Source organism: Paenibacillus sp. GCM10027630, assembly GCF_042676305.1.
Taxonomy (GTDB): Bacteria; Bacillota; Bacilli; order Paenibacillales; family NBRC-103111; genus Paenibacillus_S.
In genome coordinates, this window is sequence record NZ_JBHTGY010000091.1 from 14,363 (window position 1) to 33,813 (window position 19,451).

The following is a 19,451-nucleotide window of genomic DNA, read 5'->3' on the forward strand; positions in this document are numbered from 1 at the left end:
GCCGATAGTTGATAAATCACTACCAGAACCTATTCGCTATTTATTAATGAAGCCTTTGTAGTGACGTTTGATCAATTGGCTCTCGATTTGCTTCATCGTTTCCAAACCAACACCAATAACGATCAGCAGGGAAGTACCACCGATGCTTACCGAAGCCGGCAAGCTGGCTAATTTCCCTAATATCATAGGCAGGATGGAGATCAGAGAAAGAAAAATAGCACCGGACAAAGTAATGCGTGTCATTACTCTTGTTAAGTACACAGCAGTTGTTTTACCAGGACGAATCCCTGGAATATAACCGCCGTTTTTCTTCATTTGATCAGCCATTTGCTCAGGGTTAATTTGAACAAACGTGTAGAAGAAGGTAAAACCAATGATTAACAGCACATACAAAGTCATCCCGAGTGGATGTGTATAGTTGAGGTTAGTAATAATCCAGTCCGCTACGACATTACCTCTCCAAAAATTAGCTATGGTAGGAGGAAATACGAGTAACGATAGAGCAAAGATTACTGGAATTACGCCTGCAGCATTTACCTTTAACGGAATGTGTGTAGATTGACCACCATACATCTTACGGCCAACCACACGTTTTGCATACTGAACCGGAATTTTACGTACTCCTTGTTGAATAAAGATTACACCAGCAATAATTGCAATAATTACTACTGCAATAATCACCATTTTAATAATATTCAAGAAAAGCGCATCTCCAGCTTCAGCAAACTGTGTTTTGTAGATCTGCGAAATTCCAGTTGGAATTGCAGCCACAATCCCTGCGAAGATGATAATGGAAATACCATTTCCAATACCATTTTCAGTGATTTGTTCCCCTAACCACATCAGAAAAGCAGTACCAGCAGTAAGAACAATTGCAATTAAGGCATATGTTGTGAAGTTGGGACTCACAACCAATCCAGCGTAGATCTGATTAAAGCCGATCGCCAAACCAAACGCTTGGATAATACCTAACACAATTGTACCATACCGAGTAATTTGTGCTAATTTCTTCCTGCCAACTTCTCCTTCTTTGGCCCATTGAGCAAACCTTGGTATTACATCCATCGATAATAGCTGAACTATAATCGAAGCTGTAATATAAGGCATAATCCCCATCGCGAAGATGGAGAATTGAAACAATGCACCACCGGAGAAGGTGTTCAACAAGCCAAATACATCACTGGAATTGGCATGGTCCTGAGCTTTAAGAATAGCTGTGTTAATGTTAGGTACTGGAATGAAAGCACCAATTCTGTAGACGATTAATACCAACAAGGTAAAGAGGATTCTTTTCCTGAGATCGTCCACTTTCATAATATTGGATATGGTACGAAACATTAAATCACCTCGGTTTTACCGCCGGCAGCCTGAATTTTATCTACCGCAGATTGGGAGAACTTATTAGCTTTTACGTTCAATTGAACAGTAATCTCACCATTACCCAAGATTTTAATGCCGTCTCTTGCATTCTTAACGATACCGGACTCTTGAAGTACTTCTGGCGTTACTTCCGTGCCAGCAGCAAACTTATTAAGTTCAGTTAAATTCACGATTGCAAATTCCTTACGGAAATGATTAGTGAATCCACGCTTAGGCAAGCGACGGTATAGAGGATTTTGTCCTCCCTCAAAACCAGGACGTACACCACCGCCAGAACGAGCATTTTGCCCTTTATGACCGCGAGTTGATGTTTTACCCATACCACTACCGATTCCGCGTCCTACGCGTTTACGAGCTTTACGGGATCCAACTGCTGGAGTAAGTTCATGCAATTTCATCGTTTGCACCTCCTCTAATTCTTATTGATAAAAACTTATTTATGCTTCTACTTCTTTAACTTCTACTAAATGACTTACTTGATTAACCATACCGCGAATCGCTGCATTGTCTTGTTGTGTTACGATTTGGTTAATTTTACGCAATCCAAGAGAAGTTACAGTACGACGTTGTACTTCTGGACGACCGATAAGGCTGCGTTTGAGGGTAATTTGCAATTGTTTAGCCATGGTATCCCTCCTAACCTAACAGTTCTTCAACAGTTTTGCCACGCAGCTTTGCAACTTCTTCAGCACGCTTTAGACGTTGCAAGCCTTCTAGTGTAGCATTAACCATGTTGATGGAGTTAGAAGATCCTAGGGATTTTGTCAAAATGTCGCCTACGCCAGCAAGTTCTAATACTGCACGAACTGGGCCGCCGGCAATAACGCCAGTACCTTTGGAAGCTGGTTTCAAAAGAACGTTGCCTGCTCCAAATTTACCGATAACCAAGTGAGGGATGGTAGTGCCAACGATAGGTACATGAATCAGGTTTTTCTTAGCGTCTTCGATACCTTTACGAATTGCATCAGGTACCTCTCCAGCTTTACCGATTCCTGCGCCTACCCAGCCATTACCGTCGCCTACAACAACAAGTGCGCTGAAGCTGAAACGACGTCCGCCTTTTACTACTTTAGCAACGCGGTTAATGTTAACAACTTTTTCAGTTAACTCTAAAGTATTGGGATCAATACGCAAGTGACTTTACCTCCTTGTTAATTCTATTAAAATTCAAGACCTGCTTCACGAGCTGCATCAGCTAAAGCTTGCACACGTCCGTGATATAAGTACCCGCCGCGGTCAAAAACAACTTTTACAACACCAGTCGTTTTAGCACGCTCAGCAATCAAAGATCCGACCTTGCGAGCTGCGTCAATATTACCACCGTTACCGATACCGTCTTTCAACTCTTTATCTTGAGTTGAAGCGGAAGCGATTGTTACGCCCGACACATCATCAATCAATTGAGCGTACATGTGTTTGGATGAGCGGAAGATATTCAAGCGTGGACGTTCAGCCGTTCCTTGAATTTTCTTACGTACACGAAGATGTCTTTTTAGACGAGCTTTATTTTTATCGGCTTTTGTAATCATTCCGAGGTTCACTCCTTTCAACATGACTGAAACACTATCGCTCTAAGCGATTAGCTTACTTCTTCTTACCAGCTTTACCTTCTTTACGAAGAATACGCTCGCCTTCGTACTTAATACCTTTACCTTTATATGGTTCAGGCTCACGAACAGAACGAACCTTCGCTGCAGTAGCGCCGACCAATTCTTTATCGATACCTCTAACAATAATTTTGGTATTTGTAGGTACTTCGAACTCAATACCGTTCTCTGGCTCAATTTCAACCGGATGGGAGTAACCAACGTTCAAAACCAGCTTGTTGCCAGTTTTATTCGCACGGTAACCTACACCAACCAAATCAAGGTTTTTAACAAAGCCGTCTGTAACACCGCTAACCATGTTAGCAACAACACTTCTTGTTGTTCCATGAAGGGAACGATGTAGTTTATTATCAGAAGGACGTTCTACTAAAAGCTCAGTTTCAGTAATAACGATCTTCATGTCTTTGTGTAATTCGCGGGATAAAGTACCTTTAGGACCTTTAACCGTTACACGAGTGTTTTCCAAAGTGACATTAACGCCACCAGGGATTGTAATTGGCTTACGACCAATACGGGACATGGTATGCACCTCCGTTCATTTAAGTTCTGATTACCAAACGTAGCAGATAACTTCTCCGCCGGCTTTGGTTTGACGAGCTTCCTTATCTGTCATGACACCGTGGGAAGTGGAAATAATCGCAATCCCCAAACCGCCAAGTACACGAGGAACCTCTTGACTTTTTGTATAAACACGCAAGCCAGGCTTGCTGATTCTTTTAAGACCGGAGATAACACGCTCATTGTTAGGACCGTATTTCAAGAACAAACGGATAATCCCTTGCTTGTTATCTTCGATATATTCAGCGTCGCGGATGAAACCTTCTTTTTTCAAGATCTCAGCAATTTCTCTTTTGATCGTTGAAGCAGGAATTTCTACCGTCTCATGACGCACTACATTTGCATTACGAATGCGAGTAAGCATATCTGCAATTGGATCTGACATCACCATTTTTGTAAACCTCCTTCCCGAAACTTGGGTTTTACCAGCTTGCTTTTTTAACGCCAGGAATCTGGCCTTTGTATGCTAGTTCACGGAAACAAATTCTGCAAATCTTGAATTTCCGAAGAACTGAATGCGGACGACCGCAGCGTTCGCAGCGAGTGTAAGCCTGCACCTTAAATTTAGGAGGGCGCTGCTGCTTCACTATCATTGAAGTTTTTGCCACTTACTTTTACACCTCCGGGGCTTAACCGATCCGAATTACTTCGTAAACGGCATACCTAATTGAGTTAATAATTCACGGGACTCTTCGTCTGATTTAGCAGTTGTAACAATAACGATATCCATACCGCGTACTTTATCTACTTTATCGTACTCTACTTCCGGGAAAATCAATTGTTCTTTAAGACCCAAAGTGTAGTTCCCACGACCGTCAAATGCTTTGGAAGAAACGCCGCGGAAGTCACGAACACGTGGAAGAGCCACGTTGAACAATTTATCCAAGAAATGATACATACGCTCGCCGCGCAAAGTTACCTTTACGCCGATTGGCATATTCTCACGCAATTTAAAACCTGCGATTGATTTTTTTGCTTTTGTTACTACCGGTTTTTGACCCGAGATTAGCTGAAGATCTTGAACCGCCACATCCAGCACTTTGGAGTTGGAAACTGCTTCACCAACACCCATGTTGATAACGACTTTCTCAATCTTAGGCACCTGCATTACTGTACTATAGTTAAACTTTTGAATTAACGCAGGAGTAACCTCGTTCAGAAAACGATCCTTTAATCTTGCTGCCATGTTTCATGTACCTCCTTTCCTACCTTATACGATTAATCGATGACTTCACCGGATTTTCTAGCAATACGCACTTTTTTTCCGTTGTCCAAAACTTTGTAACCTACACGAGTAGGTTGGCCGCTCTTAGGATCAATCAGCATCACGTTGGATACGTGAATTGGTGCTTCTTGAGAAATGATACCACCTTGAGGATTAGCTTGTGATGGCTTAGTGTGCTTCTTGATCAAGTTCACACCTTCAACCAGCACGCGATTTTCACGAGGGTATGCTGCGATTATACGGCCTTTTTTGCCTTTATCTTTACCAGTAATCACAAACACAGTATCATCTTTTTTCACGTTCAATTTGTTATTATGAGACTCCAATTTCTTGGGTTGCTTTGGCATTGAGTTTCCACCTCCTGAGAACGTTCGTAGAACGTTAGCTTCGAAAGCTTACGTTTAGTTTTCGTTAGAAAGCTAATTTCGTAAGAATTATATATCATTCAGCTGCTTAGCAGCTTCTTATTAGATAACTTCTGGTGCAAGAGAAACGATTTTCATGAATTCTCTGTCGCGAAGTTCACGAGCAACTGGTCCGAAGATACGAGTTCCACGAGGACTCTTATCGTCTTTTACGATTACAGCCGCATTTTCATCAAAGCTAATGTAAGAACCATCTTTACGACGAGCTCCACGTTTAGTGCGAACGATAACCGCCTTAACTACATCACCTTTTTTGACAACGCCGCCTGGTGTTGCTTCTTTCACGGAACAAATGATTAAATCACCGATGTGACCCACACGACGACCAGTACCACCCAACACACGAATACACATAAGTTGTTTGGCGCCTGAGTTATCAGCCACATTTAAACGAGATAGAGGTTGAATCATTGTTTAAACCCTCCTTCCGGAATTGATGCATCAATGCATATCTTAAACGATTACGGCTTTTTCTACTACTTCGATCAATCTCCAACGTTTGTCTTTGGAAATCGGACGAGTTTCCATAACTTTAACAACATCACCGATTTTAGCTTCGTTGTTTTCATCATGTGCTTTAAATTTCTTAGTATATTTGATTCTCTTGTGATAAAGATCGTGTTTCTTGTATGTTTCAACAGCGATAACAATGGTTTTGTCCATTTTGTCGCTCACGACTTTGCCAACTTGAGTTTTACGATCATTACGTTCACTCATTGGAAAATCCTCCTCTCTCATTCATTAACTAATGATTCCCAGTTCTCTTTCACGCAAAACAGTCTTTGCACGAGCAATCTCTTTGCGGACTTCTCGAATCTGGACTGGATTATCCAGTTGACCGGTAGCTAGTTGAAAACGGAGGCTAAAGAGTTGTTCCTTAAACCCAGAAATCTTTTGTTCAATCTCAGCAGTGGTTAAGTTACGAAATTCACTAGCTTTCATTTGCTTCACCACCTACATCTTCTCTTTTAACAAACTTAGTTTTGATTGGCAGCTTGTGAGAAGCAAGACGCATTGCTTCGCGAGCAATCTCTTCGCTAACACCAGCCAATTCAAACATTACTTTACCTGGTTTTACAACAGCAACCCATTTTTCCACGTTACCTTTACCGCTACCCATACGCACTTCAAGCGGTTTTTGTGTAACTGGTTTAGCTGGGAAAATTTTAATCCATACTTTACCGCCACGTTTGATATAACGAGTCATAGCAATACGAGCAGCTTCGATTTGACGGTTGGTAACCCATGCAGGCTCCATAGCTTGCAAACCGAATTCACCGAAATGTACTTCCGCTCCGCCTTTAGCTTGGCCGCGCATTTTGCCACGGTGCTCTTTACGGTGTTTTACACGTTTAGGAACTAACATAATTAGTTGCCTCCTTCCGTAACAGCCTTTTTCTTAGCCGTTGGAAGAACTTCGCCGCGATAGATCCACACTTTTACGCCGATACGGCCGTAGGTAGTAGCTGCTTCAGCTGTACCATAGTCAATATCTGCACGAAGTGTATGAAGAGGTACTGTACCTTCACTGTAGCCTTCTTGTCTAGCGATTTCAGCTCCGCCTAAACGACCGCTAACTGATGTTTTGATACCTTTTGCTCCGGATCTCATTGTTCTTTGAATAGCTTGTTTCATTGCACGACGGAACGATACACGACGCTCCAATTGTTGAGCAATGCTTTCAGCAACAAGAATCGCGTCAAGCTCAGGGTTTTTGATTTCAGAGATATTGATGTGAATTTTCTTACCGTTAGACAGGTTTGCGATATAAGTACGGATCACTTCAATCTCAGAACCGCCCTTACCGATAACCATACCAGGCTTCGCCGTATGAATAGTAACATTTACACGGTTAGCTGCACGTTCGATATCAATATGAGAAAGAGCTGAATCTTTCAGCTTTTGCTTTAAGTATTCACGAATTTTGACATCTTCCATAAGCAAGTCGCCAAAATCTTTACCTGCGAACCATTTGGATTCCCAATCGCGAATAATCCCAATTCTAAGTCCTACCGGGTTTACTTTCTGACCCACACGTTATCCCTCCTTATTTTTCAGATACCACTACTGTAATGTGGCTGGTACGTTTATTGATACGACTCGCACGTCCCATAGCGCGAGGACGGAATCTTTTCATTGTCGGCCCCTGATTAACAAATGCCTGAGAAATAACCAAGCTGTTAGGGTCCATGGAATAGTTGTGCTCTGCATTTGCAATTGCAGAATTCAAAACCTTCTCAACGATTGGAGATGCTGATCTAGGCGTATGACGCAAGATTGCAATTGCCTCTCCAACTTGCTTACCGCGGATCAAGTCGATCACCAATTGCGCCTTACGAGGTGCAATTCGAACGAATCTTGCAATGGATTTTGCTTGTTGCATGGAAGTACCTCCTTTCATTTACAACTTAATTCGTGAAAACTTAGCGTTTGCTTGTTTTCTTGTCGTCACCATGACCTTTGTAAGTACGAGTTGGAGCAAACTCACCTAGTTTATGTCCAACCATATCTTCCGTTACGTAAACCGGCACGTGCTTTTTACCATCATATACCGCAAAAGTATGACCGATAAATTGCGGGAAAATAGTAGAGCGACGCGACCAAGTTTTGATCACTGATTTCTTAGTAGTACTGTCACCAACCGCAGCAACTTTCTTCAAAAGATAGTCGTCTACGAAAGGACCTTTTTTCAAACTACGACCCATGTTTCGTTCCTCCCTTCTTCAACCGTTCCGAGAAATGAATTACTTCGTACGACGACGTACGATATATTTATCAGAAGCTTTACCTTTTTTACGAGTTTTATAACCAAGAGTTGGTTTACCCCAAGGAGACATAGGAGATTTACGACCGATAGGAGCACGGCCTTCACCACCACCGTGTGGGTGATCATTCGGGTTCATTACTACGCCGCGGACTTCAGGTCTTTGACCCAACCAGCGAGAACGTCCTGCTTTACCGATTTTAACCAATTCATAATCTTCGTTACCAACGGAACCGATTGTCGCGCGGCAAACTTTCAAGATCTTTCTAACCTCACCAGAGGAAAGACGAATGGTAACATAACGGTCTTCCTTACCCAACAATTGAGCTTCTGTACCGGCTGCGCGTACCAATTGGCCGCCTTTGCCTGGCTTCAACTCAATGTTATGAATCACAGTACCTACTGGAATATTCTCAAGCGGCAATGCATTACCGATTTTGATATCTGATCCAGGACCTGATTCAATTTTATCAGCAACTTTCAAGCCTTTTGGAGCGATGATATAACGTTTCTCTCCATCAGCATAATGAATCAAAGCGATGTTAGCGGAACGGTTAGGATCATACTCAATTGTAGCAACGCTACCTGGTATTCCATCTTTATTCCGTTTAAAATCGATAATCCGGTATTTACGCTTATGTCCTCCACCTTGGTGACGAACCGTAATTTTACCTTGATTGTTACGACCCGCTTTTTTGAACAACGGAGCAAGCAATGATTTCTCCGGTGTAGCTGTCGTAATTTCTTCAAACGTTGAAACCGACATAGCACGTCTTGCTGGTGATGTTGGTTTATATTTTTTGATTGGCACTAGGATTCCCTCCTTACTTCAAAAAGTTAGATTACACAGTTTCAAAAAATTCTAGTTCTTTGCTGTCTGCGCTCAAGGAAACAATCGCTTTCTTCCATTCCGATGTGTATCCCGAGTGACGGCCGTAACGCTTAGGTTTTGCTGGCATTCTCATTGTGTTAACATTAGTAACTTTCACTTTGAAAATTTGCTCGATTGCTTGCTTAATTTCCGTTTTGTTCGAACGGAGTTCCACTTCAAAGACATATTTCTTCTCGGTCATCATGTCACTAGTACGTTCCGTGATCACTGGACGTTTGATAATGTCGCGAGGGTTCTTCATTACGCAAACACCTCCTCTACCTTCTGTACCGCGTCCTTAGTAATAATCAGCTTGTCGTAAACCATAACATCCAATACGTTAATTCCTTCAGCTACTACGAACTTAACTCCAGGAATATTACGTGCGGATAATGCTACGTTTTCTTCATAACCAGCTGTTACAACCAAAGCCTTACGGTCAACTTTCAAATTGCTAAGAATCGCTGCAAACTCTTTCGTCTTCGGTTGATTCAATTGCAATTGATCCAACACGATGATTTCGTTGCTAATTACCTTGGAAGATAATGCAGACTTAATCGCTAGACGACGAACTTTTTTAGGAAGCTTGTAAGAATAGCTTCTTGGTGTCGGTCCGAATACAACACCGCCGCCTTTCCATTGAGGAGCACGGATACTACCTTGACGAGCACGGCCAGTACCTTTTTGTTTCCAAGGCTTACGACCACCGCCGCGAACTTCTGAACGACCTTTTACTTTATGGTTTCCAAGACGTAAGGAAGCGCGCTGCATCAATACGGCTTCATTCAATACATGCGAATGCGGCTCGATACCGAATACGGAATCAGCTAATTCAACTTCTCCTACCTGGGAGCCACTAACATTATAAACTGCTACTTTTGGCATTTGAAAATCCTCCTTTCCTGTTTTACTTTACTGTTGATTTAACGCTAACGTAGCTATTTTTAGGTCCAGGAATGGAACCTTTAATTAGAAGAACATTACGTTCCAAATCAACTTTAACCACTTCTAGACGTTGAATGGTAACTGTTTCATTACCCATATGTCCTGGAAGCTTTTTACCTTTAGGAACGCGGTTCGCTTGGATAGAACCCATGGAACCTGGACCACGATGATAACGAGAACCGTGAGCCATCGGACCTGTAGATTGGTTATGTCTTTTGATAACGCCTTGGAACCCTTTACCTTTGGAAGTGCCTGTTACATCAACGAATTCACCTTCTGCGAATAAGTCAGCTTTGATTTCTTGGCCAACTTCGTATTCAGAAATCTGAATACCGCGGAATTCTTTAATGTAGCGCTTAGGTGTTGCGCCTGCTTTCTTCGCATGGCCCAACTCAGGTTTGATGGCATTTTTTTCTTTCTTATCTTCAAAACCGATTTGGATTGCTTCGTAACCATCATTCTCAGCATCCTTCTTCTGTAGAACAGTACAAGGTCCTGCTTGAATTACCGTTACCGGAATTACCAATCCTTCTGGAGTAAACACTTGAGTCATTCCAAGTTTTTTTCCTAAGATACCTTTAGTCATCGTTGACACCTCTTTTCTTCTCATACGTTCATATATTTATACACATGTGAATTACAATTTAATTTCGATATCCACACCGGATGGCAGATCCAAACGCATCAACGCATCAACAGTTTGTGGTGTTGGATTTACAATATCGATCAAACGCTTATGTGTGCGCATTTCGAATTGCTCGCGTGAATCCTTGTATTTGTGAACCGCACGCAAAATCGTAATGATTTGCTTTTCCGTAGGCAGCGGTATCGGACCCGATACACCTGCACCGGAACGTTTTGCTGTTTCCACGATCTTCTCAGCTGATTGATCCAAAATTCTGTGATCATAAGCCTTCAAACGAATACGAATTTTTTGCTTAGCCATAGTATTCCCTCCTTCTATCGCCCAATTTAGTATCGGACATACTCCGTGAAAATCTCCTGACTCGACTCCTATGGCAAAGGGGCCGGGTGTGTCAGCAACCTCTCACATCATCGCAACGTCACAGACCAACGTTCACTATAATATCAAAAATATAAACAAAAAGCAAGGAAATAATAATGAATATGCCTAAAAAAAATAAATCCCCTCATCTTGGTGAAGATGAAGGGATTTATAGGCCTAAAATTACTTGCTGATTGTTGCTACCGCGCCCGCACCAACAGTACGTCCGCCTTCACGAATCGCGAAGCGAGTTCCTTCTTCGATAGCGATTGGAGCAATTAGTTCAACAGTAACTGTGATGTTATCACCAGGCATAACCATTTCTGTACCTTCTGGAAGGGTGATGATACCCGTTACGTCAGTTGTACGGAAATAGAATTGTGGACGGTAGCCTGTGAAGAAAGGCTTATGACGGCCACCCTCTTCTTTAGTAAGAACGTAGATTTGTGCAGAGAAAGCAGTGTGTGCTTTAACTGAACCCGGCTTAGCCAAAACTTGGCCACGCTCGATATCTTTACGGTCAACACCACGAAGCAATGCGCCAATGTTGTCGCCCGCTTGTGCGGAATCCAACAATTTACGGAACATCTCAACGCCTGTTACTACGCATTTACGAGTTTCTTCTTGAAGACCAAGAATTTCAACTTCTTCTTGAACTTTAACTGTACCACGCTCAACACGACCCGTAGCAACAGTACCACGACCTGTGATGGAGAATACATCCTCAACAGGCATCAAGAAAGGCTTATCTGTTTGACGCTCAGGAGTTGGAATGTATGTGTCAACTTGCTCAAACAACTCAACGATTTTGTCAGCCCAAGGACCATCTGGGTTTTGAAGAGCTTCACGAGCTGCTCCACGGATGATTGGAGTATCATCACCTGGGAATTCATATTCGTTAAGAAGATCGCGAACTTCCATTTCAACCAATTCAAGAAGCTCTTCGTCTTCTACCATGTCGCATTTGTTCAAGAATACAACGATGTAAGGTACGCCTACTTGGCGGGACAACAGGATGTGCTCACGAGTTTGCGGCATAGGGCCGTCAGCTGCGGATACAACCAGGATAGCTCCGTCCATTTGTGCAGCACCAGTGATCATGTTTTTAACATAGTCAGCATGGCCTGGGCAGTCTACGTGTGCGTAGTGACGGTTAGGAGTTTCATATTCAACGTGAGCTGTGGAGATAGTGATACCGCGCTCGCGCTCTTCTGGTGCTTTGTCGATTTGATCAAAAGCAACCGCTGCTCCACCGTATCTTTTGGACAATACAGTTGTGATAGCAGCCGTAAGAGTTGTTTTACCATGGTCAACGTGACCGATAGTACCGATATTCACGTGCGGTTTATTACGTTCAAATTTAGCTTTTGCCATGATTAGATTGCCTCCTTATTATAATAGACGTTTTATTATTTATGCGCCTTTGTGTTTTGCAATAATTTCTTCTGCAATTGACTTAGGCACTTCTTCATAGTGAGAAATTTCCATGGAGTAAACTCCGCGGCCTTGTGTACGGGAACGCAATGTAGTGGAGTAACCGAACATCTCAGACAAAGGCACCTTAGCACGGATGATTTGTGCGCCAAAGCGCGCATCCATACCTTCGATACGTCCACGACGGGAGTTAAGGTCACCCATAACATCGCCCATGTACTCTTCAGGAACAGTTACTTCTACCTTCATGATTGGCTCAAGCAAAACAGGAGCACATTTCTCTACTGCTGCTTTCAACGCCATCGATCCAGCAATTTTAAATGCCATCTCATTGGAGTCAACATCATGGTAAGAACCGTCAACAACGGTAGCTTTGATATCAACCATCGGGAAGCCGGCAATAACGCCGTTTTTCATGGATTCTTCGATACCGGCCTGAATTGGCGCGATATATTCTCTCGGAATCGAACCCCCAACTACTTTGCTCTCGAACAAGAATCCTGCACCGGCTTCTTGTGGAGAGAAAATAACCCAACAATGTCCATACTGTCCACGACCACCGGACTGACGTACGAATTTACCTTCAACTCTTGCCTCTTGACGGAATGTTTCGCGATAAGCAACCTGTGGTTTACCCACATTGGTTTCTACTTTAAACTCACGCAACATACGGTCAACGAGAATCTCAAGGTGAAGCTCACCCATACCAGCGATGATAGTTTGGCCTGTTTCTTCGTCGGTGTGAGCACGGAAAGTTGGATCCTCTTCAGCCAATTTGGACAATGCAATGCCCATTTTGTCTTGGTCGGCTTTCGTTTTCGGCTCAACAGCCAATTGAATAACTGGTTCAGGGAAGTTCATGGATTCCAAGATTACTTGGTTTTTCTCATCACAGAGAGTGTCTCCAGTTGTTGTATCTTTAAGACCAACAGCTGCAGCGATATCTCCGGAATAAACGATACTGATTTCTTGACGACTGTTGGCATGCATCTGAAGGATACGGCCAACGCGCTCGCGCTTGCCTTTTGTGGAGTTGATTACGTATGAACCAGCATTCAACACACCGGAGTATACGCGGAAGAACGTCAACTTACCAACGAAAGGATCCGTCATGATCTTGAAAGCAAGAGCAGAGAACGGTTGATCATCAGCAGATTTACGAATTACTTCCGTACCATCATCCAATGTACCTTTAATATCTGGAACATCGGTTGGAGCCGGCAAATAATCGACAACAGCATCGATCATCAATGGAACGCCTTTGTTTCTATAAGAAGAACCACACACAACAGGGAAGATTTTAACTTGGCAAGTACCTACACGAAGAGCAGCTTTAATCTCATCGACAGAAAGTTCTTCACCTTCAAGGTACTTCATAGTAAGTTCTTCATCAAGTTCAGCTACTTTTTCAATTAGCTCAAGACGAAGCTCATCCGCTTTTGCTTTGTACTCTTCAGGAATCTCGACTTTATCTACTTCTTTACCCAAATCATCTTTGAAGATGTAGGCAACTTGTTCGATTAAGTCAATAATACCAATGAAATCATTCTCAGCACCGATTGGCAATTGAATAGCAACCGCGTTAGCACCTAGCTTTTCGCGCATTTGCTCAATAACTGCCAAGAAGTCAGCACCGATGATGTCCATTTTATTAACATAAGCAATACGAGGAACGCTGTATTTGTCAGCTTGTCTCCAAACTGTTTCGGACTGTGGCTCAACGCCTTCTTTAGCGCTGAAAACACCAACAGCTCCGTCCAACACGCGAAGAGAACGTTCCACTTCAACCGTGAAGTCTACGTGTCCCGGGGTATCGATAATATTGATGCGTTTACCCTTCCAGTGAGTAGTTGTTGCAGCGGAAGTGATGGTTATTCCGCGCTCTTGCTCTTGTTCCATCCAGTCCATCGTTGCTGCACCTTCGTGCACTTCACCGATTTTATGGGTGATACCTGTGTAGAACAAGATCCGCTCAGTGGTTGTAGTTTTGCCCGCATCAATATGCGCCATAATCCCGATATTACGCGTATTGTCCAAGGAGTACTCTCTAGCCATCAGGATGTCTCCTTCCAATTAATCAGGAATTTTAATTCTACCAACGATAATGTGCGAATGCTTTGTTAGCTTCCGCCATTTTATGTGTGTCTTCACGTTTCTTAACGGAAGAACCTGTGTTGTTGCTGGCATCAATAATTTCTTGAGCCAATCTTTCTTCCATTGTTTTCTCACCGCGAAGGCGAGAGTAGTTCACCAACCAACGAAGACCCAGAGTCGTACGACGATCTGGTCTTACTTCGATAGGCACCTGGTAGTTGGCACCACCAACACGGCGTGCTTTAACTTCTAGTACAGGCATAATGTTTTTGATAGCTGCTTCAAACACTTCCATCGGCTCTTTACCTGTACGTTCTTGGATCATGTTAAAAGCGTTGTATAGAATGGTCTGAGCGACCCCTCTTTTGCCATCTAGCATAATGCGGTTGATTAAACGAGTTACCAGTTTGCTATTATAAATAGGATCTGGCAATACGTCTCTGCGAGTAACTGGACCTTTACGAGGCATAGTTATCCCCCTTTCTGAAAAAGTTCATTCGTTGCTAATTTTTTATTACTTTTTCGCTGCTTTTGGACGCTTCGCACCATATTTGGAACGAGCTTGTTTACGGTTGTTAACACCGGAAGTATCCAATGCACCGCGCACGATGTGATAACGTACCCCTGGAAGATCTTTAATTCTTCCTCCACGGATCAATACAACACTGTGCTCTTGCAAGTTGTGTCCGATACCTGGGATGTACGCAGTTACCTCAACACGATTTGTAAGACGAACACGAGCATATTTACGAAGAGCGGAGTTCGGCTTCTTTGGTGTCATAGTACCTACACGAGTACATACACCACGCTTTTGAGGAGCGCTGATATTGGTTGATTCTCTTTTCAGAGCGTTAAAACCTTTTTGAAGAGCCGGAGACTTCGACTTTTCCACCTTTGCTTGACGTCCTTTACGAACGAGCTGGTTAATTGTTGGCATTTCGCCACCTCCTTCCGAAATTGATCATTCATTTCAAGCCCACAGATCCAGGCGAATCGTAAATGAACAAAGGAAAAGTTTCTACCAGCACCACTTTGCAGTTTTGCGGCAAAAACGCATTTGCATTATTCATTTACTACAGCTGCTACAGCAGCTCCAACTTCAATACCACACGCCTTACCTAACAACTTCATAGAGTCAACGTATGTTACTTTAACCTCCAGTTTCTTGCAAAGGTTAACTATTTTTATCGTTATTCGCGGATCTGCATCTTTAGCAACAAAAACTTCTGAAGCCTTGCCCAATTCTACCATTTTTGCAACTTGCTTTGTGCCTGTACTTATGTTCGCAGCCTGTTTTACTTTTTCATAAGACATGTAAAAACATCCTCCAAAGGACAGGAGACTATTGATAAATTGGCACACTTCGATATATTAGCACTATGAAAGCACCATTGTCAAGAAAAACACTTGCCTTCATAAAGAATTCACATTGAGCTCCTCATGAAGGCAACCATTATGCTTTTCTTGTAGATCGTTATTCTACTGGAACTGGTTCCATATCTAAGGAATCCTCAACGATTCCCACTTCATTCGGGTTGGTTATACGAATGTTGCGGTATCTCGGCATTCCTGTTCCTGCTGGAATCAGCTTACCGATGATAACATTCTCTTTCAATCCAAGAAGCTGATCGACCTTGCCTTTAATCGCTGCATCAGTCAATACTCTTGTCGTTTCTTGGAAGGAAGCCGCGGACAAGAAGGAATCCGTTTCAAGTGATGCTTTTGTGATACCCAACAACACAGGTTTCGCAACAGCAGGCTCTTGATCCGAGAATAAAGCTACTTTGTTAGCATCTTCATACTCGTGGATATCCACAAATGCACCTGGCAATAGAGTAGTGTTACCTGCATCAACGATACGTATTTTACGAAGCATCTGACGAATCATTACTTCGATATGCTTATCGTTAATTTCTACCCCTTGGTTACGGTATACGCGTTGTACTTCCTGCAAAATGTAGTTCTGTACGCCGCGAATCCCTTTGATACGAAGCATTTCCTTAGGATCAATTGAACCTTCTGTAAGCTCATCGCCTGCTTCAACTTGTTGATTGAGCGATACGCGAACACGAGAGCCGTAAGGAACCGCATAAACTTTGGATTCCGCTTCACCCAAAACCTCAATTTCCCGACGGTCTTTGGCTTCACGAATATCTTTAACAATACCATCCAGCTCAGAGATAATGGCTTGCCCTTTAGGATTACGCGCTTCGAACAACTCTTGAATACGCGGCAAACCTTGGGTAATATCGTCTCCTGCTACACCACCGGTATGGAACGTACGCATCGTCAACTGAGTTCCCGGTTCTCCGATCGATTGTGCAGCTATAATACCAACTGCTTCCCCGATTTCAACATGCTGTCCGGTTGCCAAGTTACGACCGTAACATTTTTTACATACACCATGGCTGGAACGGCAGCTTAATACCGAACGGATTTGCAGCTTTTCAATACCGGCTTCAATGATTTTATCAGCAATTCCTGCTTCAATTAATTCATTGCGACCAATGATTTCTTCGCCGTTCTTTGGATTACGAATCGTTTCAAAAGCATATCTGCCTTCGATACGGTCATACAGATCCTCAATAACCTCTTTACCGTCTTGAATTCTGCTTACAGTAAAGCCTTTATCGGTTCCGCAATCCTCATCACGTACGATAACATCTTGAGCTACGTCAACCAGACGTCGAGTCAGGTAACCTGAATCCGCTGTACGAAGGGCTGTATCCGCCAAACCTTTCCGCGCTCCGTGGGTAGAGATAAAGTACTCCAATACCGTCAGACCTTCACGGAAATTCGATTTGATAGGCAACTCGATAATTTTACCGGATGGGTTAGCCATCAGACCCCGCATACCACCAAGCTGTGTAATTTGTGACTTATTACCACGCGCTTTGGATTCAACCATCATGTTAATGGAGTTATATTTGTCGAGTGACTTCATCAGAATATCTGTGAGTTCATCCTTCGCTTTACTCCAGATCGCAATGACACGGTCATAACGCTCTTCGTCCGTGATCAAGCCGCGGCGGTACTGATTAGTTACTACACTTACTTTATCATCGGATTCTTTAAGAATGGCTACCTTTTCAGGCGGTACGTTTACATCCGAAACTGCGATGGTGATACCAGCTTTTGTCGAATAAGTAAAACCAAGCTCCTTAATACGGTCCAAAATAATAGATGTAAGTGTTGTATGGTATTTACGGAAACACTCGGCGATAATCGAACCCAGATATTCCTTACCTACAGCTTTAGCCTCAGGCAGATCCAACATGATTTGGCGAATATTCGCGCCTTTATCGAACACAAAATATTGATCAGAAGCACCTGCCAACAAATTAGCCTTGGTCGGCTCATTGATGTAAGGGAAATCCTCTGGGTATATTTCGTTGAAAATGACTTTACCAATGGTTGTAATAAGCATAGCTTCTTGCTGTTGAGGCGTGAAGCTTGTTTTGTTCAACGCTTTGGCAGGAATAGCTATACGAGCATGCAAGGATGCAGCACCGCGCTGGTATAAGGATACCGCTTCATGCACAGTACGAACAATCGTTAAAGCTCCATTAGCTTCTTTATTATCGGTAGTTAAGTAGAAACTACCCAAGATCATATCCTGTGAAGGTGTAACAACCGGCTTACCGTCTTTTGGATTCAAAATGTTACCGGATGCCAACATCAGCACGCGAGCTTCCGCTTGTGCTTCTGAGGACAATGGAACGTGAACCGCCATTTGGTCACCGTCAAAATCGGCATTATATGCCGTACATACCAATGGATGAAGCTTGATAGCGCGGCCTTCAACCAGGATAGGCTCAAACGCCTGAATACCCAATCTATGCAGCGTAGGTGCACGGTTCAGCAGAACCGGATGCTCCTTAATTACTTCTTCCAATACATCCCAAACCTCAGGACTGACACGTTCAACTTTGCGTTTAGCGCTTTTGATATTATGAGCAAGGCCTTTATTAACCAGCTCTTTCATAACAAATGGTTTGAACAGCTCAAGTGCCATTTCCTTCGGAAGACCACATTGGTACATTTTCAAACTAGGTCCTACTACGATAACCGAACGACCGGAATAGTCGACACGTTTACCTAGCAAGTTTTGACGGAAACGACCTTGCTTACCTTTAAGCATATGGCTAAGCGATTTTAAAGGCCGATTACCCGGACCTGTTACAGGACGACCACGACGGCCGTTATCGATCAAAGCATCAACCGCTTCCTGCAGCATCCGTTTCTCATTTTGAACAATGATATCGGGTGCACCCAAGTCCAACAGTCTTTTCAGACGGTTATTCCGGTTGATTACTCGACGGTAAAGGTCATTCAAGTCAGAAGTCGCGAAACGACCTCCATCCAATTGAACCATCGGACGAAGCTCTGGCGGGATGACCGGAAGTACATCCAGAACCATCCAACCAGGCATATTTTTTGAGTTACGGAATGCTTCCATTACCTCCAACCGCTTGATAGCACGATTACGGCGCTGTCCTTGAGCGGTCTTCAGTTCTTCCTTAAGCATTTCCACTTCTCTTTCGATCTCGATATCCTGAAGCAGCTTCTTCACAGCCTCAGCGCCCATGCCAGCTTGGAAGGCATAGCCGTATTTCTCACGATAGCTGCGATATTCCTTTTCGGACAACAGCTGCTTCTTCTCAAGCGGTGTATCTCCTGGATCCGTAACTACATAAGAAGCGAAGTAGATAATCTCTTCGAGTGAACGAGGAGACATATCCAATGCCAAGCCCATACGGCTAGGAATTCCTTTGAAGTACCAAATATGAGAAACGGGTGCAGCCAGTTCAATATGACCCATGCGTTCGCGGCGAACCTTTTGACGGGTTACCTCAACACCGCAACGGTCGCAAACTACGCCTTTATAACGGACACGCTTATACTTACCGCAATGACATTCCCAGTCCTTTGTTGGACCAAAAATCTTTTCGCAAAACAGACCTTCCTTTTCAGGTTTCAAGGTTCTGTAGTTAATTGTTTCCGGCTTTTTAACTTCCCCGCGGGACCACGAACGTATCTTTTCTGGAGAAGCTAATCCAATTTTCATAAATTCGAAGTTGTTAACGTCCATCAAGGAGCAACCCTCCTTAAGAAGAATGTACTATATGATAAGAAAACCTC

At 43.2% G+C, this 19,451-nt stretch carries 28 protein-coding genes; all 28 read right to left on the bottom strand.

Annotated elements, in window-relative coordinates:
* Positions 1 to 36: 36 nt before the first annotated feature.
* The 28 genes from secY to rpoC all read right to left on the bottom strand — a co-directional run bounded on the left by secY (position 37) and on the right by rpoC (position 19,404).
* A complete protein-coding gene (gene secY, locus ACFQ0C_RS33970) occupies positions 37 to 1,338 on the bottom strand; it encodes a preprotein translocase subunit SecY (protein ID WP_258217805.1) in 1,302 nt (433 codons plus the stop codon).
* On the bottom strand, positions 1,338 to 1,778 hold the full coding sequence (gene rplO / locus ACFQ0C_RS33975; protein ID WP_171651099.1) for a 50S ribosomal protein L15: 441 nt from the start codon (positions 1,776 to 1,778) through the stop codon (positions 1,338 to 1,340). Before rplO ends, secY begins: the two co-directional genes overlap by 1 nt.
* Positions 1,779 to 1,817: 39 nt before the next feature.
* The gene (rpmD, locus tag ACFQ0C_RS33980) at positions 1,818 to 2,006 is read right to left on the bottom strand and encodes a 50S ribosomal protein L30 (RefSeq protein ID WP_258217806.1); all 189 of its coding nucleotides are present in this window, start codon (positions 2,004 to 2,006) and stop codon (positions 1,818 to 1,820) included.
* A gap of 10 nt (positions 2,007 to 2,016) precedes the next feature.
* Positions 2,017 to 2,514 carry a 30S ribosomal protein S5 gene (rpsE, locus tag ACFQ0C_RS33985; protein ID WP_094018036.1) on the bottom strand — a complete coding sequence of 166 codons (498 nt, stop codon included), beginning with the start codon at positions 2,512 to 2,514 and terminating at the stop codon, positions 2,017 to 2,019.
* Between the two features lie 26 nt (positions 2,515 to 2,540).
* On the bottom strand, positions 2,541 to 2,909 hold the full coding sequence (rplR, locus tag ACFQ0C_RS33990) for a 50S ribosomal protein L18 (RefSeq protein ID WP_258217807.1): 369 nt from the start codon (positions 2,907 to 2,909) through the stop codon (positions 2,541 to 2,543).
* Between the two features lie 55 nt (positions 2,910 to 2,964).
* A complete protein-coding gene (gene rplF / locus ACFQ0C_RS33995) occupies positions 2,965 to 3,507 on the bottom strand; it encodes a 50S ribosomal protein L6 (protein WP_379373627.1) in 543 nt (180 codons plus the stop codon).
* A gap of 30 nt (positions 3,508 to 3,537) precedes the next feature.
* Positions 3,538 to 3,936, bottom strand: coding sequence for a 30S ribosomal protein S8 (gene rpsH, locus ACFQ0C_RS34000; protein WP_171651095.1), 399 nt, complete (start codon positions 3,934 to 3,936; stop codon positions 3,538 to 3,540).
* Positions 3,937 to 3,967: 31 nt separating this feature from the next.
* The gene (locus ACFQ0C_RS34005) at positions 3,968 to 4,153 is read right to left on the bottom strand and encodes a type Z 30S ribosomal protein S14 (RefSeq protein ID WP_171651094.1); all 186 of its coding nucleotides are present in this window, start codon (positions 4,151 to 4,153) and stop codon (positions 3,968 to 3,970) included.
* A 35-nt stretch (positions 4,154 to 4,188) separates the two neighbouring features.
* Positions 4,189 to 4,731, bottom strand: coding sequence for a 50S ribosomal protein L5 (gene rplE / locus ACFQ0C_RS34010; RefSeq protein ID WP_171651093.1), 543 nt, complete (start codon positions 4,729 to 4,731; stop codon positions 4,189 to 4,191).
* A 32-nt stretch (positions 4,732 to 4,763) separates the two neighbouring features.
* On the bottom strand, positions 4,764 to 5,117 hold the full coding sequence (rplX, locus tag ACFQ0C_RS34015) for a 50S ribosomal protein L24 (protein WP_379373630.1): 354 nt from the start codon (positions 5,115 to 5,117) through the stop codon (positions 4,764 to 4,766).
* A 120-nt stretch (positions 5,118 to 5,237) separates the two neighbouring features.
* On the bottom strand, positions 5,238 to 5,606 hold the full coding sequence (rplN, locus tag ACFQ0C_RS34020; protein ID WP_171651092.1) for a 50S ribosomal protein L14: 369 nt from the start codon (positions 5,604 to 5,606) through the stop codon (positions 5,238 to 5,240).
* A gap of 42 nt (positions 5,607 to 5,648) precedes the next feature.
* Positions 5,649 to 5,912, bottom strand: coding sequence for a 30S ribosomal protein S17 (gene rpsQ, locus ACFQ0C_RS34025; protein WP_258217810.1), 264 nt, complete (start codon positions 5,910 to 5,912; stop codon positions 5,649 to 5,651).
* Between the two features lie 24 nt (positions 5,913 to 5,936).
* Positions 5,937 to 6,137 carry a 50S ribosomal protein L29 gene (gene rpmC, locus ACFQ0C_RS34030; RefSeq protein WP_171651090.1) on the bottom strand — a complete coding sequence of 67 codons (201 nt, stop codon included), beginning with the start codon at positions 6,135 to 6,137 and terminating at the stop codon, positions 5,937 to 5,939.
* Positions 6,127 to 6,561 carry a 50S ribosomal protein L16 gene (rplP, locus tag ACFQ0C_RS34035; protein WP_171651089.1) on the bottom strand — a complete coding sequence of 145 codons (435 nt, stop codon included), beginning with the start codon at positions 6,559 to 6,561 and terminating at the stop codon, positions 6,127 to 6,129. The genes rpmC and rplP overlap by 11 nt, the downstream gene beginning before the upstream one ends.
* A gap of 2 nt (positions 6,562 to 6,563) precedes the next feature.
* Positions 6,564 to 7,229, bottom strand: coding sequence for a 30S ribosomal protein S3 (gene rpsC, locus ACFQ0C_RS34040; RefSeq protein WP_258217811.1), 666 nt, complete (start codon positions 7,227 to 7,229; stop codon positions 6,564 to 6,566).
* A 13-nt stretch (positions 7,230 to 7,242) separates the two neighbouring features.
* Positions 7,243 to 7,578 (bottom strand): 50S ribosomal protein L22, encoded by a 336-nt coding sequence (gene rplV / locus ACFQ0C_RS34045; protein WP_171651087.1) that lies wholly within the window; start codon positions 7,576 to 7,578, stop codon positions 7,243 to 7,245.
* Between the two features lie 40 nt (positions 7,579 to 7,618).
* Positions 7,619 to 7,900, bottom strand: coding sequence for a 30S ribosomal protein S19 (gene rpsS / locus ACFQ0C_RS34050; RefSeq protein ID WP_171651086.1), 282 nt, complete (start codon positions 7,898 to 7,900; stop codon positions 7,619 to 7,621).
* 39 nt (positions 7,901 to 7,939) lie between these two features.
* Positions 7,940 to 8,770 (bottom strand): 50S ribosomal protein L2, encoded by an 831-nt coding sequence (rplB, locus tag ACFQ0C_RS34055; RefSeq protein ID WP_258217812.1) that lies wholly within the window; start codon positions 8,768 to 8,770, stop codon positions 7,940 to 7,942.
* A gap of 31 nt (positions 8,771 to 8,801) precedes the next feature.
* Positions 8,802 to 9,092 carry a 50S ribosomal protein L23 gene (rplW, locus tag ACFQ0C_RS34060; RefSeq protein WP_171651084.1) on the bottom strand — a complete coding sequence of 97 codons (291 nt, stop codon included), beginning with the start codon at positions 9,090 to 9,092 and terminating at the stop codon, positions 8,802 to 8,804.
* Positions 9,092 to 9,715: a 50S ribosomal protein L4 gene (rplD, locus tag ACFQ0C_RS34065; RefSeq protein ID WP_258217813.1), complete on the bottom strand. Its 624-nt coding sequence runs from the start codon at positions 9,713 to 9,715 to the stop codon at positions 9,092 to 9,094. Before rplD ends, rplW begins: the two co-directional genes overlap by 1 nt.
* Positions 9,716 to 9,737: 22 nt before the next feature.
* Positions 9,738 to 10,361 carry a 50S ribosomal protein L3 gene (gene rplC / locus ACFQ0C_RS34070; protein ID WP_258217814.1) on the bottom strand — a complete coding sequence of 208 codons (624 nt, stop codon included), beginning with the start codon at positions 10,359 to 10,361 and terminating at the stop codon, positions 9,738 to 9,740.
* A 51-nt stretch (positions 10,362 to 10,412) separates the two neighbouring features.
* The gene (gene rpsJ / locus ACFQ0C_RS34075; protein ID WP_005544556.1) at positions 10,413 to 10,721 is read right to left on the bottom strand and encodes a 30S ribosomal protein S10; all 309 of its coding nucleotides are present in this window, start codon (positions 10,719 to 10,721) and stop codon (positions 10,413 to 10,415) included.
* Between the two features lie 243 nt (positions 10,722 to 10,964).
* Positions 10,965 to 12,155, bottom strand: a complete 1,191-nt coding sequence (gene tuf, locus ACFQ0C_RS34080) for an elongation factor Tu (protein ID WP_258217815.1) — start codon at positions 12,153 to 12,155, stop codon at positions 10,965 to 10,967.
* 39 nt (positions 12,156 to 12,194) lie between these two features.
* The gene (gene fusA / locus ACFQ0C_RS34085) at positions 12,195 to 14,270 is read right to left on the bottom strand and encodes an elongation factor G (protein ID WP_379373636.1); all 2,076 of its coding nucleotides are present in this window, start codon (positions 14,268 to 14,270) and stop codon (positions 12,195 to 12,197) included.
* A gap of 37 nt (positions 14,271 to 14,307) precedes the next feature.
* A complete protein-coding gene (gene rpsG / locus ACFQ0C_RS34090) occupies positions 14,308 to 14,778 on the bottom strand; it encodes a 30S ribosomal protein S7 (RefSeq protein ID WP_171651079.1) in 471 nt (156 codons plus the stop codon).
* 45 nt (positions 14,779 to 14,823) lie between these two features.
* Positions 14,824 to 15,246, bottom strand: coding sequence for a 30S ribosomal protein S12 (gene rpsL, locus ACFQ0C_RS34095; protein ID WP_171651078.1), 423 nt, complete (start codon positions 15,244 to 15,246; stop codon positions 14,824 to 14,826).
* 125 nt (positions 15,247 to 15,371) lie between these two features.
* Positions 15,372 to 15,623 (bottom strand): ribosomal L7Ae/L30e/S12e/Gadd45 family protein, encoded by a 252-nt coding sequence (locus tag ACFQ0C_RS34100; RefSeq protein ID WP_379373639.1) that lies wholly within the window; start codon positions 15,621 to 15,623, stop codon positions 15,372 to 15,374.
* Positions 15,624 to 15,783: 160 nt separating this feature from the next.
* Entirely contained in the window at positions 15,784 to 19,404 is a 3,621-nt protein-coding gene (rpoC, locus tag ACFQ0C_RS34105) for a DNA-directed RNA polymerase subunit beta' (protein ID WP_379373640.1), read from the bottom strand.
* Positions 19,405 to 19,451 lie beyond the last annotated feature (47 nt).

Bases quoted from the DNA above. Each gene is read 5' to 3' on its own strand.
- secY (WP_258217805.1), bottom strand. From the start codon at position 1,338: ATGTTTCGTACCATATCCAATATTATGAAAGTGGACGATCTCAGGAAA.
- rplO (WP_171651099.1), bottom strand. From the start codon at position 1,778: ATGAAATTGCATGAACTTACTCCAGCAGTTGGATCCCGTAAAGCTCGT.
- rpmD (WP_258217806.1), bottom strand. From the start codon at position 2,006: ATGGCTAAACAATTGCAAATTACCCTCAAACGCAGCCTTATCGGTCGT.
- rplR (WP_258217807.1), bottom strand. From the start codon at position 2,909: ATGATTACAAAAGCCGATAAAAATAAAGCTCGTCTAAAAAGACATCTT.
- rplF (WP_379373627.1), bottom strand. From the start codon at position 3,507: ATGTCCCGTATTGGTCGTAAGCCAATTACAATCCCTGGTGGCGTTAAT.
- rpsH (WP_171651095.1), bottom strand. From the start codon at position 3,936: ATGGTGATGTCAGATCCAATTGCAGATATGCTTACTCGCATTCGTAAT.
- rplE (WP_171651093.1), bottom strand. From the start codon at position 4,731: ATGGCAGCAAGATTAAAGGATCGTTTTCTGAACGAGGTTACTCCTGCG.
- rplX (WP_379373630.1), bottom strand. From the start codon at position 5,117: ATGCCAAAGCAACCCAAGAAATTGGAGTCTCATAATAACAAATTGAAC.
- rplN (WP_171651092.1), bottom strand. From the start codon at position 5,606: ATGATTCAACCTCTATCTCGTTTAAATGTGGCTGATAACTCAGGCGCC.
- rpsQ (WP_258217810.1), bottom strand. From the start codon at position 5,912: ATGAGTGAACGTAATGATCGTAAAACTCAAGTTGGCAAAGTCGTGAGC.
- rpmC (WP_171651090.1), bottom strand. From the start codon at position 6,137: ATGAAAGCTAGTGAATTTCGTAACTTAACCACTGCTGAGATTGAACAA.
- rplP (WP_171651089.1), bottom strand. From the start codon at position 6,561: ATGTTAGTTCCTAAACGTGTAAAACACCGTAAAGAGCACCGTGGCAAA.
- rplV (WP_171651087.1), bottom strand. From the start codon at position 7,578: ATGCAACAAGCAAAATCCATTGCAAGATTCGTTCGAATTGCACCTCGT.
- rpsS (WP_171651086.1), bottom strand. From the start codon at position 7,900: ATGGGTCGTAGTTTGAAAAAAGGTCCTTTCGTAGACGACTATCTTTTG.
- rplW (WP_171651084.1), bottom strand. From the start codon at position 9,092: ATGAAGAACCCTCGCGACATTATCAAACGTCCAGTGATCACGGAACGT.
- rplD (WP_258217813.1), bottom strand. From the start codon at position 9,715: ATGCCAAAAGTAGCAGTTTATAATGTTAGTGGCTCCCAGGTAGGAGAA.
- rplC (WP_258217814.1), bottom strand. From the start codon at position 10,361: ATGACTAAAGGTATCTTAGGAAAAAAACTTGGAATGACTCAAGTGTTT.
- rpsJ (WP_005544556.1), bottom strand. From the start codon at position 10,721: ATGGCTAAGCAAAAAATTCGTATTCGTTTGAAGGCTTATGATCACAGA.
- tuf (WP_258217815.1), bottom strand. From the start codon at position 12,155: ATGGCAAAAGCTAAATTTGAACGTAATAAACCGCACGTGAATATCGGT.
- fusA (WP_379373636.1), bottom strand. From the start codon at position 14,270: ATGGCTAGAGAGTACTCCTTGGACAATACGCGTAATATCGGGATTATG.
- rpsG (WP_171651079.1), bottom strand. From the start codon at position 14,778: ATGCCTCGTAAAGGTCCAGTTACTCGCAGAGACGTATTGCCAGATCCT.
- rpsL (WP_171651078.1), bottom strand. From the start codon at position 15,246: ATGCCAACAATTAACCAGCTCGTTCGTAAAGGACGTCAAGCAAAGGTG.
- ACFQ0C_RS34100 (WP_379373639.1), bottom strand. From the start codon at position 15,623: ATGTCTTATGAAAAAGTAAAACAGGCTGCGAACATAAGTACAGGCACA.